The 15,656-nt window shown below is 54.3% G+C and carries 16 protein-coding genes; all 16 read right to left on the bottom strand.

The features are described from left to right. Positions 1-31: 31 nt before the first annotated feature. The 16 genes from betB to ACP3PW_RS16175 all read right to left on the bottom strand — a co-directional run bounded on the left by betB (position 32) and on the right by ACP3PW_RS16175 (position 15,655). A complete protein-coding gene (gene betB / locus ACP3PW_RS16250) occupies positions 32-1,489 on the bottom strand; it encodes a betaine-aldehyde dehydrogenase (protein WP_426417787.1) in 1,458 nt (485 codons plus the stop codon). Continuing rightward, on the bottom strand, positions 1,486-2,163 hold the full coding sequence (gene betI / locus ACP3PW_RS16245; RefSeq protein WP_426417786.1) for a transcriptional regulator BetI: 678 nt from the start codon (positions 2,161-2,163) through the stop codon (positions 1,486-1,488). The genes betB and betI overlap by 4 nt, the downstream gene beginning before the upstream one ends. A 412-nt stretch (positions 2,164-2,575) precedes the next feature. Next, positions 2,576-2,782, bottom strand: a complete 207-nt coding sequence (gene merF / locus ACP3PW_RS16240; protein WP_426417785.1) for a mercury resistance system transport protein MerF — start codon at positions 2,780-2,782, stop codon at positions 2,576-2,578. Then, a complete protein-coding gene (locus tag ACP3PW_RS16235; protein WP_426417784.1) occupies positions 2,779-2,991 on the bottom strand; it encodes a GDCCVxC domain-containing (seleno)protein in 213 nt (70 codons plus the stop codon). Before ACP3PW_RS16235 ends, merF begins: the two co-directional genes overlap by 4 nt. Positions 2,992-3,109: 118 nt before the next feature. After that, positions 3,110-4,309 carry a c-type cytochrome gene (locus tag ACP3PW_RS16230; protein ID WP_426417783.1) on the bottom strand — a complete coding sequence of 400 codons (1,200 nt, stop codon included), beginning with the start codon at positions 4,307-4,309 and terminating at the stop codon, positions 3,110-3,112. Beyond that, positions 4,306-4,857 (bottom strand): c-type cytochrome, encoded by a 552-nt coding sequence (locus tag ACP3PW_RS16225; RefSeq protein WP_426417782.1) that lies wholly within the window; start codon positions 4,855-4,857, stop codon positions 4,306-4,308. Before ACP3PW_RS16225 ends, ACP3PW_RS16230 begins: the two co-directional genes overlap by 4 nt. A 97-nt stretch (positions 4,858-4,954) precedes the next feature. After that, the gene (locus tag ACP3PW_RS16220; protein ID WP_426417781.1) at positions 4,955-5,398 is read right to left on the bottom strand and encodes a c-type cytochrome; all 444 of its coding nucleotides are present in this window, start codon (positions 5,396-5,398) and stop codon (positions 4,955-4,957) included. A 12-nt stretch (positions 5,399-5,410) separates the two neighbouring features. After that, positions 5,411-5,806, bottom strand: a complete 396-nt coding sequence (locus ACP3PW_RS16215; RefSeq protein WP_426417780.1) for a c-type cytochrome — start codon at positions 5,804-5,806, stop codon at positions 5,411-5,413. Continuing rightward, entirely contained in the window at positions 5,803-6,939 is a 1,137-nt protein-coding gene (locus ACP3PW_RS16210; RefSeq protein ID WP_426417779.1) for an adenylate/guanylate cyclase domain-containing protein, read from the bottom strand. The genes ACP3PW_RS16215 and ACP3PW_RS16210 overlap by 4 nt, the downstream gene beginning before the upstream one ends. Before the next feature lie 20 nt (positions 6,940-6,959). Continuing rightward, positions 6,960-7,619, bottom strand: a complete 660-nt coding sequence (locus ACP3PW_RS16205) for a c-type cytochrome (RefSeq protein WP_426417778.1) — start codon at positions 7,617-7,619, stop codon at positions 6,960-6,962. 73 nt (positions 7,620-7,692) lie between these two features. Further along, positions 7,693-8,136 (bottom strand): hypothetical protein, encoded by a 444-nt coding sequence (locus tag ACP3PW_RS16200; RefSeq protein WP_426417777.1) that lies wholly within the window; start codon positions 8,134-8,136, stop codon positions 7,693-7,695. 55 nt (positions 8,137-8,191) lie between these two features. Beyond that, positions 8,192-11,389: an efflux RND transporter permease subunit gene (locus ACP3PW_RS16195; RefSeq protein WP_426417776.1), complete on the bottom strand. Its 3,198-nt coding sequence runs from the start codon at positions 11,387-11,389 to the stop codon at positions 8,192-8,194. Then, entirely contained in the window at positions 11,382-13,169 is a 1,788-nt protein-coding gene (locus ACP3PW_RS16190) for an efflux RND transporter periplasmic adaptor subunit (protein ID WP_426417775.1), read from the bottom strand. Before ACP3PW_RS16190 ends, ACP3PW_RS16195 begins: the two co-directional genes overlap by 8 nt. After that, complete coding sequence (locus ACP3PW_RS16185; RefSeq protein ID WP_426417774.1) at positions 13,162-14,466, bottom strand: TolC family protein; 1,305 nt, start codon at positions 14,464-14,466, stop codon at positions 13,162-13,164. Before ACP3PW_RS16185 ends, ACP3PW_RS16190 begins: the two co-directional genes overlap by 8 nt. 108 nt (positions 14,467-14,574) lie before the next feature. Further along, complete coding sequence (locus ACP3PW_RS16180) at positions 14,575-15,015, bottom strand: hypothetical protein (RefSeq protein ID WP_426417773.1); 441 nt, start codon at positions 15,013-15,015, stop codon at positions 14,575-14,577. Positions 15,016-15,241: 226 nt separating this feature from the next. Continuing rightward, positions 15,242-15,655, bottom strand: a complete 414-nt coding sequence (locus tag ACP3PW_RS16175; RefSeq protein WP_426417772.1) for a hypothetical protein — start codon at positions 15,653-15,655, stop codon at positions 15,242-15,244. Position 15,656 lies beyond the last annotated feature (1 nt).

Below are 15,656 nucleotides of genomic sequence, written 5' to 3'. Positions count from 1 at the left end.
ACAAATGATCCGGGCAACCAATGCCTGCAGATCAGTACGGGCGCTCAATATCACCCAGCTCGACGTAAACACTCTTGGTCTGGGTGTAATGGTAGAGACTCTCGATGCCATTCTCGCGGCCAACCCCGGACTGCTTGTAGCCCCCTACCGGCATTTCGGCAGGTGAACTTCCCCAGGTATTGATCCAGCAGATACCGGCCTGCAAGCGATTAATGACTCGATGTGCACGGCTAATGTCCCGGGTAAAAACGCCGGCGGCCAAGCCATAGGGGGTGTTGTTAGCTCGGGCAATCACCTCCTCTTCATCACTGAAACGGAGCACCGACATAACCGGGCCAAAGATCTCGTCGGTGACATTGGGCATCTCATCGAGACAGTCGGCAAATACCGTCGGCTGTACAAAGGCACCCTTATCGAGGCCGTTGCTCATAACCCGCTGGCCTCCGCACAACAAACGAGCCCCGGCTGCGCGCGCCGCATCGATATAGCCCAGCACTTTCTGCAGATGCTGCTCAGAGATCAGCGCCCCCACCTGGGTAGCAGGATCTTCAGGGTTGCCGATCACCATCTGCTCGGTTCGCAGCTTGAGTTCAGCCAGAAATGCGTCATACAGATCATCATGGACAAAAACACGGGTTCCGTGGGTGCAAACTTCACCCTGGGTATAGAAATTGGCCAGCATCGCCCCGGAAACTGCGTTGTCGACCGAGCTGTCAGGAAAGACGATCAGCGGCGACTTGCCGCCTAACTCCATAGTCACCTGCTTCAGGCTGCCGGCGGCAGCCGCCATAACGATTTTGCCGGTGCCGCACTCGCCGGTAAACGACACCTTGGCGATCTGCGGGTGGTTGGTCAGCATCTCACCCGTGCGATAATCGCCTTGCAGTACATTGAACACGCCATCGGGTAAGCCCGCCTCCGTATAGATCTCCGCTAGTTTTAGCGCGGTGAGCGGCGTCTCTTCAGAGGGTTTGAAGATCATCGCGTTGCCCGCGGCCAATGCCGGGGCGGATTTCCAGCAGGCGATCTGAATAGGATAGTTCCATGCACCAATACCGGCGCAGATACCCAGTGGCTCGCGGCGACTGTAAAAAAAGTTGCTCCCCCCCAGATCCTGGTACTCACCCTGAATTTTATCCGCCAGTCCCGCGTAGTAGTCGATCACCTCGGCACCCGAGAGGATGTCCACCGCAACGGCTTCCTGAATCGGCTTACCGGTATCCCGTACTTCCAGCAGCGCCAGCTCTTCATTGCGCTCCCTAAGCAGCGCCGCCGCCTGGCGTAGTATCTGGCCTCGCTCCGCACCACTCATCGCCGCCCAACGTGCCTGGCCTGCGGCCGCAGAGGTCATGGCTTGCTGCATAACCTCAGTATCTGCCTGCGCGATGGTCGCCAAGGTTTCACCGGTAGCCGGGTTCAGGCTCGTAAAGGTTTCGCGTGCAGGAGTGTCGGTGTAACGGCCGTTAACGTAATGCTGGACAAGTGTCATGGGGTTATTTCTCGCTTATCACTATGGTTACCGGGCAACTGGGACCCGGAGTTTGCTTCATTCATCGGTGAGCTGTAGCTATGCCATACATCGGCAGGCAGGCTTCGTCGCAGGTAATCGATGATGGTCGATTGCGCCGATTTTTCATCAATACCCTGGGGCGAAAGCGCCCCTCGCAACCAAAGACCGTCGATCAGTGCAGCAACGCCCTGGGCAATAAAGACAGCCTCATGGGCGGGAACTACTTGTTTCAGCTCATAGCGCAGGTGTGACAGCAGTCGTTTTTCGTTAACCCTTTGCAGTCGGTGCAGCGCCGGGTTGTGCATGGAGTGGGACCAAAAAGTCAGCCAGGTTTTGGCCACTTTACTGTCAATTTGCTTAGGGTCGAAATTACCTTTAACGATGGCGACAATGCGGCCAACCACATCCTGACGACTCACCTCCGCCAGCTGGCACCTGACCGCGGTGGAAAGATCACGTAATACCGAGCGCATGGTCGCTTCCACCAATTCATCTTTACCCCCGAAGTAGTGATTGATAATCGCCGGAGAAACCCCCGCATAGCGGCCGATCACGGCCACACTGGCCTTGTGCAGGCCACCGGAGTTGATCGCTTCCATCGTTGCATTGATAAGCTGGGGTTTGCGGATTTCAGGCATGCCAACTTTCGGCATTGAATTACTCCAAGGCTCTTAATTAAATGAACGTTTAATTAAGAATAAAGATTCGATGAGCTAATTACAAGGCTAAAGGTTAGATCTCTAAGCATTTGCGGCCACGTAATCAGCAATCAACAGGGCGATAGCCATGCTTAAACCCTTAAGCGAGCCCCCATGCCCCACGCCCGCACCCCACCGGTCCACCGATGTCAAAAAAAAGGCACAGGCTGAGTGTTTGAAACCGGGGGTGAATGGAACCCCCTACGCGCAGCAATATCTTTCAAACATGGCAAACAGCCTCCGGCGTCAGCTTGTCATAAAGCAGGCTGCAGGATCATTAGGAGGTGGCTATGGGTTAGGGGTGACGCGGGTAAGTTAACACCGCAGTAAGGGGCTGGCGCAGCTGGGCCGATAGTTAACTGCCTTGTTATGCTTTGTCTTTGCTTGCACTTTTTACCAACCCTATTAGCAGCAGAAGAGTAAAAACGCCGAGTAATGGGAACAGAACTAAATCCAGGTAGCCGACCATTGCCGATAGGCCCAGCGCTGCGAAAAGCCATACCAATATTGGCGTAAAGCAGCATAGGGCGGCTACTAGACTGCCGGTTAAGCCGATTTTCGTAAGTTTATTCATCGGCTGCAGCAAGGCTTATCTAGCTGGATCGGTGGGCACGGAGTATCGCCATAAGAGCAGTACACACAACAATCCCCGGCCTTCGCTTTGAGCAGGGCTTTACAGCCCTTGCAATCATAGTAGTACTGGCAGAAATCCTCGGGCATGACCTCCACTTCAACGTGCCCACAGACTGGGCAAGTGATAGTAGATTCAAGCTTTGGTTTCATGCGCTTATACCTCGATGGCCAAGCCGGTGCTAGCTGCCACCCTACTCTCTATCACAGAACCACTCAACAGCCGCCAGGGGTCAAAGGCACTCGATTGTTGCCCATTGATCCCCCGCGGTTACTCTGCCAAACAGTCTCGGTCCATGTGCTTGGGGCCTTGGCATCGTCGGTGTTTCTCCTGCCACAGCGATTTGAAATAAGCGACTACATCCCGAGCGTCCTGCTCGCTCATCGATTCTTTCCATGCGGGCATCTTCGGTGTTCTGGGTGAGCCTTCCAAAATGGTATCCACCAACTGTTCATCGAGATGATGCCAGGCATGGGCGCTGCCATTGAGAGCCGGGGCAAACAGGTAGTTCTGGGTGGTCAACGACTCAATGCTATAGGTTTCTCCAACCGCCGCAATTCCATGACAACTTTGGCAGTTTTTCTGAAATAGCAGCTGCCCTCTTTTCTCCTGAGCACTCGATGGTTGTGGGCCGGGGGGTAACGAGCGCCAGTTTAGCCCCTGATCGACGCTCTCTACCAGTGTGCCCATCTGGGTAAGGCCAACCATACGCAGCCCCTCCTCGGCTATTGCCAGATCAAGCAGCACCTGTGCACCAAAACGATTGTCAATCTCTCGCCAGAACAGAGTCTCTTCTGCGCTAGCAACAACTCCTTTGCCTACCACAAATGCATACACTCGCCGGTGTGCTACCACCACGCTAGTCGCTGGATAGGGAAACAATTGGCGCCAACTTTTCCCCTGATCATCACTGAGATACAGGCCTTGTTCACTGGCTGCATACAGCCGCTGGTCACTCACATCAGAAGCCGCTAATTGAAGAAGTTTCGGTGGCAACGAACCGCTCTGGACACGCCAACTTGCTCCTCCGTCCGCACTGATCTGTAATTTCCCATGCACCCCGTAGACTATCTCAGGGTTGATACCACTGACCGTTAGTTGGTGAAAATCGACGGGGCCTGCCACCCCTAATGAGAGGCGTTCGAAGCTGATGCCACCATCGATTGATTTCAGCAGTCCGGTATTGCCACCGGATGCCGGGTGCCCGCTGGCAAAAATCGCTTTCCGGTTAGCGTCGATAGCGAACCCCATGACGTCGAAAACTTCATCGGAGATCCGTTGCGCACGCTCCTGCTCATAGCTAAACAGCCCCTGATGGGTTGCCAGCAGCAGCGTCTCACCCTCTTCCCCGCCAAACGCAATACCATGAATATGCCCCAGCTTTTGCAGGTCATTGGCCTGCCCTGCGAACGACGCTAGCGCAAAAACCAGAAGCAGGGCCCGTTGACCCATCCATGAAACGCGCTTCATAACAGAAAAACCTCTCGTTTATTAGCGAATGATGCTCCATTCCATGACAGAGAGTCGTTTTTAATCTGCTCGGTCAGGTAACGAATCAGAGCCTTAAGATCTCGCTCGCTCATGTTCCATCGGGGCATCGCCGAATGCAGTGGTTCCCCGTCTGGATCTACCCCGTTTCGGATCGCCTCGGCAAGGGATTGAGAGGAATAGACGTCGTGATCTCCATGACCGTCTTCATGATCACTAAACAGCGCCTCATTTGTCAGTGGAGCTGAACGCACCCAGAAATAGGGGTACATGATATCGCCTCCTTCGCGCTCTTGACCGTGACAGCCAGCGCACCCTCCTCCGTGCATGCTGTAGTGCATATTGCCACCACTGAACGGAATGGCCCTGCCGTCAGCTCCAATCCCTGTGAAATAGATCTGCTCACCCAGGCTTGAAAAGGTCTGTCGGGGACCGTTTGCCGCCCCCATGTGATCATCCATCCCCATCCCACAGCCCGTTAAAAGCACGCTAAACAGAGATAGAACGATATGTTTTTGTGTGGATTTCATAGCACCCCCTTTATGGAGAATATTCTTGTCATTAATCCGTTAATGCAATAAAAGTAACGCGAGGAAGCCACTGCTCGCCGCGCCAATAACCGAGCACTCATCGTTTATGGGTCCGCTGCCAGGCCTCGTAGCCCTGGTCGGGCCACAGACTTTGGAACCAGGCAATAATGGCTACTACCTCATGTTCCGCCAGCCGATCGCGCCAGGCAGGCATACGCCCTTGAGATCCATCCAAAATCATCGCCTTCAACTTTGGAAGCGAGTGATGCCAGGCATGGGCACTGCCATTGAGCGGAGGCGGTGGATAAACCCCTTGAGCATCGGGTTTTGTCCAGTTGGGGGTGGCTTGGGCGTTGCCTCCATGGCAGTTGGCGCAGTGCTGGGCAAACAGTAATGCGCCCTGTTCAACTTGCTGTAAGTCGTACCAACGACCCGTCGTGGAATCCTGATGGTAAGGATCAAACTCGTCTTGTTCCGCAATGATCAGGCCCGCCACCAAAAAAACAATCGCAATCAACCAGACTACCTGTGCACGCCCCATAAAACCTCCTGACTATTGAATCCCACCCCGCCTCTGACGCTCCCGCACGAACGCGACGATATGGGCGACCTGTTTGGGACTGACCTCGGGCTGGGCAGGCATATCACCGAACTGCCAGTGATGAGCCTGGGCGCCAAATTTTACCGCACGGTAAAACGCAAGATCAGCGTGATGTCCAGGTTTATAGTAACCGTGCATCAAGGGTGGTCCTTTGAGCTCCACCCCTCGCATCTGCCGGCCGTGGCACTCGGCACAATATTGCTGGTAAAGCCCTCTCCCCTGTTCGCTTGAGGCCACAAAATCTGTGGGGGGAAGCCCCTGCTCCGCCAGCCGCTCCTCCTCGTTTGGCAGGCTGCAACCGGCAACAAGGAGCAGCATAGGTACTACCATCCAACGTAACTCATTCATTGTGAACCTCCTACTTTCGACATCAGTTTTAATAGACGACCATAGCCATTACCGGGTTCTGGAGCTGCTTTCGCTTCGTTCGGAGCGGCCTTTAGTTCCAACAGGTTCAAAGCCAGACACTCAACGGATTGCAGCTTACCCTTCATCGTTACTGCGCCAAGGCCGACAGTTTGAAAACTATCCGATGGTGGAAGTTGGTTATAAAGCTGAGATGAGATCGCAGCGCGCACACCAGCATGCTTGCAGTGAGCTTCCAGCGCAGCGGCCACATTGATAGCATCTCCAAAGTAGACCAACTCACGTTTCTGGTCTCCAAACTCACAAATCAAAACCGGTCCATCATTCAGGCCTGCGCGAATATCGACAAAAAGAGTACCCGTAGATTCGCTATGGTGGCGACGGCTATCAACAACGCGGTAGATCTCCGCCAGGCACGCCAGAATATCGGGCGGTGTGGTTACCCTGTTCAGGTCCCAGCTAACCACCATTCCGTCGCCGATATAACGGTGAACTTCGCCCTCAAAGCGATCGACGATTCCGGCAATTTCAAAAAATAGCTTTCCAATCATTTTTTGAGCTGCAACATCCCCCACCTGCTCGATCAAGCGGGTTGACCCCACCACATCAAGAAAGAGAAACGCTAAATGTTGTTCAACCGGCTCCTGGTAAACGCCTAGAAGAATTTCCAGCAGAGAATGACTCCCTAAAAAGTCACTCACCCGTATCAACAGGTTGAAGGTAAACGCAAGAAACAGGCAGAACAGGAAGTGCCCCAAAAACCCAGAGCTCTGCATCCACTGCAGTCCCCAGTCATGATCCAGTCCGGTCCAATGACGTGTGAGGGTCATGTTAATAACGATCACCAGCGTCCACACCAGACTGAGCACCAGTGTGTAAACCAACAGGGGAAGCTGCCGCAAGCGCCGGCCCCATTTTTTTCGCACCCAAACCGTGTCGAGCAGGCCGATGGCAATACCGTTCATCACGCCATTGATTAGGCCAAAAATAACGCCTTCGGCGAATACCAGTCCATAGAGTACGCCGAACAGTGCAGAGGCTATAACCAGCAGCGCACAACGCTTCATTGCACGGGGTGAGTATTGCGCAACGGCAAGTCCCTTTGTCTTCTGCATGATCCCGCTACCTCCCTTTATCAGTGGTGTGCACCATGGCCACCCTCTGCCACAGGCTCTGGTCCGGAGAACCCTTTGTGAAAGGCCTGATGGACATAAACCAGTACGCTCCAACGCTGCTGTTCGCTGAGAACATTTTTGAAGGCGGGCATAGCAGAATCCATGGAAGCGAAGGGCTCAACGGCCCCACCTTCGCTAACTCGCCAATAGAGATAGGCGTCACCCTTGCCTGGTGCCTCATGAAAATGGTTGGTCAGGTCAGCGGGGGGGTGCTTTAACCCAGAGGCAATAGGGCCGGTACCCCTCCCTGATACGCCATGGCAGGACATACAACTGTCCCGATAAACCGTCATGCCCTGCTTGGCCATTTCAAAGCTGTCCCACCGGCTGTAAGCGCTCTTTTGGTAGCTCGCTGGAGCCTCCTCCCAGGACGAGTGCATATGGCCACCCATCGCTCCATGATCCGATCCCATATCACCCATATCCATGGAATCCATCGACATCGAGTCCATAGACATCGAGTCCATATTGAGAGAATCCATGGACATCGAATCCATACTGAGTTCTGATTGGGCACCCTTTGCATCACTATGGCCGCCACCGTGGGAACCACTGGCCAGCACCATCGGCGAGCCCAGTGCCAGGGTCATAATCATTGCGGCAGAATTGATTTTTACCATTGTATTTTCTTCCTGTTGTTCAGGCAGGGGTAGCCTGCTACCCCCGCCTTCGATCCGTTGTTATAGCGGGTAATTATTGGTAGTGGACACCGCCGAAATGCTTCTTCCCATCCGGGGTCATAAAGAGCACCATCAACTGATGCTTGCCTCCAGGCTTCAGGTCGTAACCGGTTACATACCAGTCCCCCATCTTTTTCAGGGGTTTGCTCTGATCATTACCATCCGGGAAAACCACTTTGGAATTGACACGAAGATCGTCTATAGCCTTACCCTGGTTTTCCACCTTGATCATCAGGTTATAACTACCGCCGTTGCGCATACTTTCATTGGCTTCCATAACATGAAAACTGACCTTGTAACCGTCGATATCGCGCTTCACCAGAAACATCTTATTGCCGGCCGCACTCTGATCCATCGCATCATGACCGCCCTCGGCGTGTCCGGCACTGGCGTAAAGGTTGCCCGACAGGGCAGTCAGTGTTAAGCCAACGGCCATAAAAATATGATTAAATTTCATTTTGTTTTCCTCGTAAAAGTGATTTTCTGTAAATCTCGGTTTCAACTAATAACTGCTAGGTCGTTTCGCTATGGCCTTCGGCTGCCTCCTGAATCGGATGATGAGCTTTGCGGCGGCGCTCCTTAAACTGCAATACCAGAGCATAGATAACGGGCAGCACCACCAGACAGAGCACGGTGACACTGATCATTCCTCCCACCATCGGTGCGGCGATTCGCTGCATAACCCCAGAACCTGAGCCCTGACTCCACATGATTGGCAACAAGCCTGCAATTACGGTAACTGCGGTCATCGCGATGGGGCGCACGCGCTCCGATGTCCCCTCGTGTACGGCCCTGTGAATCTCCCCACTTGTCAGGCGGGCACCACTGGCACCTTTTGCTTGTCGCGCGGCGGCGACCGCCTGATCGATAAAGGTAAGCACCAGCACGCCGATCTCTGCGGCCACACCGGCCAAGGCGATAAAGCCAACGGCAACAGCAACCGACAAATTGAAATCCAACCAGTGGATCAGCCAGATGCCGCCCACCAATCCGAACGGAATGGAAAGCATGACCACCAGGGGTGCACTGATGTTGCGGAAATTGAGATAAAGCAGCAGGAAGATGATCATCAATGTTCCAGGGATAACAATCTTCAGGCGTTCGGCCGCCCTTTCCATGTACTCGTACTGGCCTGACCAACTGATGCTGTACCCGGCAGGAACCAGCACCTGCTCGGCCACGGCTTTTTGAGCCTCTTTCACATAGCCGCCAATATCCGAAACATAGATGTCAACGTAGATCCATGAGGTCAAACGCGCATCCTCGCTCTTGATCCCCGGCGGCCCCCGCCGCAGATCCAGCTGCGCCAATTGTGCCAGGGGTATCTGGGCCCCGCCTTTTGTCGGCACCAGCACTCGACGCAAGGACTCGATGTCGTCGCGCAACTCCCTGGGATAACGGATATTCACCGGGTAACGCTCCAGTCCCTCGACGGTGCGGGTAACGTTCATGCCGCCGATGGCGCTCTGAATCACATCCTGTACATCACCTGTAGTGAGACCGTATCGAGCAGAAGCCTCACGATCGATGGTAAAATCCAGATAGTAGCCACCCACCGCTCGGTCACCGAACGCGGTCAGGGTGCCGGACACACCTCGCACCACCTGCTCTATCTCCATTACCATCTCTTCGAGCTTGGCCAAACTGGGCCCACTCACCTTGATGCCCACGGGCGTTTTGATACCGGTCGATAGCATGTCGATACGAGTTTTTATTGGCATGGTCCAGGCATTGGCCAGGCCGGGAAACTTGATCGCCTGATCCATCTCATTCATCAACTCTTTGGTCGTTTTATCCGGATCCGGCCACTGCTCCTTGGGTTTGAGTTTGATGGTGGTTTCCAACATACCCAGCGGTGCAGGATCGGTTGCGGTATCGGCACGGCCGGCCTTGCCAAACACTCTTTCCACCTCGGGAAAGCTGCGCAGAATTTTGTCAGTTTGCTGCAGTAGCTCCTTCGCCTTGGTAATCGAAATGCCCGGATAGGTGGTTGGCATATAGAGGATGTCACCCTCATCCAGCGGCGGCATAAATTCACTGCCGAGCTTGGTCACCGGATAGGCGGTTACCAGGACAATAGAGGTTGCCAGCGCCAATGTGATCCAGCGCCAGCGCATCGCCGTCGCGAGCACAGGTGCATGCATCCAATGCAAGGTGCGGTTCACTGGGTTGCGTGATTCGGGAAGAATTTTCCCCCGAATCAAGTACCCCATCAGCACTGGGATCAGGGTCACCGCCAGAATGGCCGCGGCCGCCATGGCGTAGGTTTTGGTAAATGCCAGCGGACCAAACATGCGCCCCTCTTGCGCTTGCAGGGTAAACACCGGCAAAAAAGAGACCGTGATAATTAACAATGAGAAAAAGAGCGCGGGTCCAACTTCTCGGGCAGAGTCTGCGATCGACATCCAGCGTTCGTTATCGTTCAGCTCTCGCCCCAGACGCTCGTGGGCTTGTTCGAGATGCTTGTGGGCGTTTTCGATCATGACGATAGCACCATCGACCATGGCACCAATCGCGATTGCAATTCCCCCCAGGGACATGATGTTGGCATTGATGCCTTGCCACTGCATCACCATAAACGCCATCAAGATTCCGATCGGCAGGGTAATAATAGCGACCAGAGCCGAACGCACATGGAGTAGAAAGAGAATACAAACCAGCGACACCACGATCGATTCTTCGATCAATTTGAAGGTCAGGTTGTCCACCGCACGTTGAATCAGATCACCCCGATCATAAACCGGGATGATCTCTACCCCTTCGGGTAACCCAGGTTTCAGCTGCTCCAGCTTTTCCTTTACCGCCTCGATGGTTGCCTGCGCATTTTCGCCGTAGCGCATCACGATAATGCCACCGACCGCTTCACCCTCTCCATCGAGTTCCGCCACACCTCGGCGCAATTCAGGCCCGAGCTGTACGTTGGCGATATCCTTCAACAACAGCGCTGCTCCCTCAGGGGTGCTGCCCAGGGGGATCTGCTCCAGATCCTCCAATGTGCGGATATAACCCAGCCCCCGCACCATGTATTCGGTTTCCGCCATCTCGATCAAGCGCCCGCCAACATCGTTATTGGAACGCTGAATGGCACTTTTTACTCGTGACAGGGGCACGTTATAGCGTGCCATCAGGTTAGGGTCGACCTCCACCTGATACTGTTTAATGTGACCGCCAATGCTAGCCACTTCCGACACTCCCGGTACGGTTTGCAGCTGATAGCGTAGATACCAGTCCTGAATGGAACGCAGCTGCGCAAGGTCATGACGCCCACTGCGGTCAACCAGTGCGTACTCATATACCCAACCAACTCCGGTTGCGTCAGGCCCCAGCACTGGCTGAACCCCCGTGGGCAAACGACTGGCGGCATAATTCAGCTGCTCCAGAACTCGAGAGCGCGCCCAGTACATATCGGTGCCATCTTCAAAGATGACATAGACAAAAGAGTAACCAAAGAAGGAGAAACCTCGCACCACCTTCGAATACGGCACGCCAAGCATGGCGGTGGTCAACGGATAGGTCACCTGATCCTCAACCACTTGGGGTGCCTGGCCCGGGAACTCGGTAAACACAATAACCTGAACATCCGACAGGTCAGGAATCGCATCCAGCGGTGTCTGTTTCACTGCCCAGATACCCGTAGCAACGACCAGCGCCGTAGCGATCAGCACCAGAAAACGGTTTCGCAGGGAACCGTTAATGATCGCATTAATCATGTTTCATCGCTCCTTCGGTGTGCTGCCCATCGCTTGCGGTTACCGGAGGATCCATGTTCGTGGAATTCATGCTCGTAGAATCCATGTTCGTGGAATTCATGCTCGTAGAATCCATGTTCGTAGAATCCATGTTCGTAGAATCCATGTTCGTAGAATCCATGCTCATAGAATCCATGCTCATAGAATCCATGTTCATAGAATCCATGTTCATAGAATCCATGAGCGGAGTCTCCGTGGGAGAGGAGCTCTGAGCCTCGAGCTCTCCCACGGAGATGTCGTCCATCGTTAGTGAATCCATGACCATATCGTCCATCGACAGTGACTCCATCTCTGCACTATCCATGGATAGATCATCCATCGGTGCTGCGGCCGTATCATTGTCGGCCAGGGACTCCATCATCTTGGCGGTCGCCTCGCGCAGCTTTGATTCAGAATCGATCAGGAACAGCGCAGAGCTGACCACCTTCTCCCCCGGTTTCAACCCCGAGGTCACCTCTACCCACCCGTCACTACTGTAGCCAAGCTCTACCAGCCGTGGTTCAAACTTGCCTGCGTCTCGCACCACGAACACCTGCTCACGGGAGCCAGAACGCACGATGGCCTCGCTCGGCACCACAACTGCCTGTTTGCGAGAACTGGCACCAATGGTGACGTTGGCGAACATATCCGGTTTCAGTAATCCATCAGCGTTATCAAATTCGATCCGCACCTTGACCGTCCGGGTCTTGGCTTCTGCGTAGGGATAGATATAAGCAACGGTCCCGGTAAATGACTTGTCACCCAGCGCCGCACTCGACAACGAGGCTTGATCCCCAACTGAAATCCAGGGCAGCTCATACTCGTACACATCAGCGATCATCCACACCTCGGATAGGTCCGCCAGTCGATAGAGTTCGGTGCCGGGCTTAATGTACTGGCCTTCTCGCGCACCGATTGCCAACACAACACCATCGAAGGGAGACTCAATGGCCACCGCTCGCTGCACCTGCCGACGCTCTTTTAGTGCCTGAACCTCGTGCTTGGGCATATCGAGCAAGCGCAGGCGTTGCTCGGCGCTCACCGCCATCTCTTCAGCACCGCGACGAATATCTTCGAAGGGGCTGTCCTTGAGTGCCGCCAAATTATCCAGCGCCAGCAGATATTCCTGCTGGCTGGTAACCAACTGGGGAGAGTAAAGCTTCAGCAGATCTTCTCCCTTACGCACCTGGTCGCCAATACGGGACACCATCTGCGCCTCCACCCACCCTTCGGTTCGCGGATGAATACGAGACATGAGAGTTTCATCCACTGTGATACGGCCACTGGCGCGAATACTGCGCACCAGATCCCGCCGTTCAACTGGAGCGATACGAACGCCGATATTCTGAACCATCACCGGATCGATCTTGACGGTGCCGGCGGGCTCATCGGCATCCGAGCTGGCCTCGTCATCGGCATAGACCGGGATATAGTCCATCCCCATCTCATCTTGCGCGGCAACCGGTGAGGTAATGGCTGGATTCATGGGATTGCGATAAAACAGGGGCTTGCGCTCGGCTTTGGGCTTATCGGCGTATACCGGGATATAGTCCATCCCCATCTCATCTTGCGCAGGTACCGGCGAGGTGATCGCCGGATTCATCGGATTACGATAAAACAGCGGCTTGGGGCCAGACGCTTCAACAGTCTGCGCCATGCCATTGGCCTCGGGCATCAGCAACGGCTGAAGGTGGGGCCAACCGATACCCAGTCCGATTCCAATCGCCAGTGCGGTACCAGTAGCAATAAGGTTTTTATTCATTGGGGCGCTCTCCGTTAACGGGTGCGAAAATAGGGGCGCCGCCGATCGCGGCCTCAAGGGTTGCGAGGGCTTGTTGGCCCTCAGTGAGCACTTTCCAGTACTGAACCTGTACCCGGTTTGCCATCAGCTGAGCTTGAATCAAGGCGGAGAAGTCCACCTTGTTAAATTGGTAGCCCGATAGCATCGAGGCGACAGTCAGGCGGGACTGGGGAATGATCCCCTGCTCCAGCAAAAGGGTCTGCTCCTGTGCCCGCCGGTAGTCTGATGCTGCCTGAACCACTTCAGAGCGCACATTGAGTTGCGCCAGATAAAGCGCCTCCTGACGGCTAACCAGCTCCGCACCGCGCTGACTGATGGCTTTGTGTTGTTTGGAACCGGCATAAATAGGTAGTTTTATACCAATATTAAAAGAGACAAAGTCGGCTCTATCGGCACCTCGGGGATCATCTTGCCGATAGCCATAGGCTCCCCCCAGTGTAATATCGGGGCGTAGCTCAACCCGTGCCCGCGCTTGCCGATCTTCTGCCGCCCGAACCAATTTTTGCTGCTGCAGTATTCTGGGACGTTGCTCAAGGGCGCGGGACAGCAGCGATGGCAGTGGTGCCAACTCCTGCTGATCGGGTTTCTCATCGAGCGAAACTAAAATCAGTTGATCCGCAGGCTGCGCTAGAAGTGCATTGAGCTGCGCGCTCAATTGACGCTGCTGATTTTGAAGCTGCAACTGCCGGGAAAGCTGATTGGAGAGTTCAAGTTGAGCCTGCAGGGTATCCTGTTGCAGCCCCTTGCCGACCCGGTAACGACTCTCGGCAATGCGGTTAAACTCTCGCAGGCGCTGGAGGTTTTCGTCGGTTACTTGCAGCGATCGCTCAACAAAATAGAGCCCCCACCAGATACGTGAAACATCACGCAACAACATGTTGCGAGCTTCGTCCCGCTCGTCAGCGGTGGCGTCGGCGATGTGCTTTGCCGCCGATGCTGCCAATTCACGCTCTTTAAGCCAGGGCAACGCCTGGGAAAAACCCACCTGCATCTGGGTCATCGCCTCCTGATCCATATCGAAGGTATCGGTCGGGACGTTGAGAATACCCAGGGTAAGGGTAGGATCAGGTAGCGCAGACACCTGCTCTGGCACCTCAAGCGCTGCGCGATAACGCGCTTCAATCTCACTAAGGCGGGGGTTTTCGGCCAACGCTCGTTGTTGAGCGTCATGGACACTAAGGGATGCCCAAACGGGCACGGAAAATATAAGGGGCGGCACAAAAGCCATCGCAACCAATAGCCTGCGAATACTACGCATTGTATTACTCCACGTTCAGCGGATGGCCTGAACCAACGGTTCAAAAACAGCCATAAGATCAATCAAAAAAAGATGTGAACGAGCCCTAATAGGGCAAAAGGGTAATACTCAAATACGAAGAACGCAGAGGGTGTAGTACAGTGGGGGAGTCACAAAGTCTGAGCTTTGTAAACTATAGGAGGGCTGGGCACAGGGGCCTGCACGCGCACGTTGCGCGTACACCGGTACTAACTCAGTGAATTCGCCATCATCTACCTGCTGCTTGCCCAGTTGAGCTGATGACGACTTAAAGGGAGCCATGCTGGAGGAGCAGAGTTCATCCCAACAATTGTTGATGTCGTTGCTTACATCGGTGGAACTATTACGCGGAACATCATCGCAATGCCCGCCGTGGGAGGATAGATCGACCGAGTTCTCGGTACCCACCAACTGGCTTTGCCCCATCGCTGCTGAGCAGTTTCCACTAACAACAAACAGCACCAACAACACGACCAGGATGTTAATCCTGCTACTGTGTTTATGCGCTTGTTGATGGAAGCTTAACGTCATGCGACATCCGTGGCGGCGAAAAGAGATTCAGATTTTTGTGAATTTCACGACGGCAATAGTTTCATCACTGACTGGGGCTGTCAAGTAATTACCGCTCAACGATCCAACCCCGCGACTCCAGTCTCTTCTGAAACCAGCCTCTTGCCCTCTGGTAGCAAAAAAACGGTGTGGTACGGTTCGGTTATGTGTGCCCCCTCGAAAGAGCGGCCACCACTTAGAAGACCCTCTAGCGCTCCATACAAGCCCCGAACAGGACGATGGCAAAGCCGTCACCGGCACCGGTGAGGGACATTTTTCCGGAATCCTGTTCGATAACCATGGTCCAGCCCAGGCCATCGCGTACAGTTTCGACACCATCTTCGGCGCCTTGAAGAATCAACTTCCCATCGAGAATTTCAGAGCGCTCGATTGGCGTCTTACGCTCAGCGCCTTGAATGGTTTTACCTGCCCCATCAACAATAAAAAAATCCGGTATGTTGACAAGACTCGGCGCTACGGATGCACACCCCTGCCCCATTACACACTCATTGACCGCCTGAGTCGCGCACACCAACTCTTTTTTGCCATCGAAAGCGGCGCTAGCCATGGTAGAGATGAGCATAAGCCCGCCGAACGCTATGCAGTATTTAGCTGTTTTCATC

Source organism: Aestuariirhabdus sp. LZHN29, assembly GCF_049985285.1.
Classification (GTDB): Bacteria; Pseudomonadota; Gammaproteobacteria; order Pseudomonadales; family Aestuariirhabdaceae; genus Aestuariirhabdus.
The sequence above is the reverse complement of the archived record's forward strand: the minus strand, read 5'-3'. Positions and strand labels throughout refer to the sequence as shown.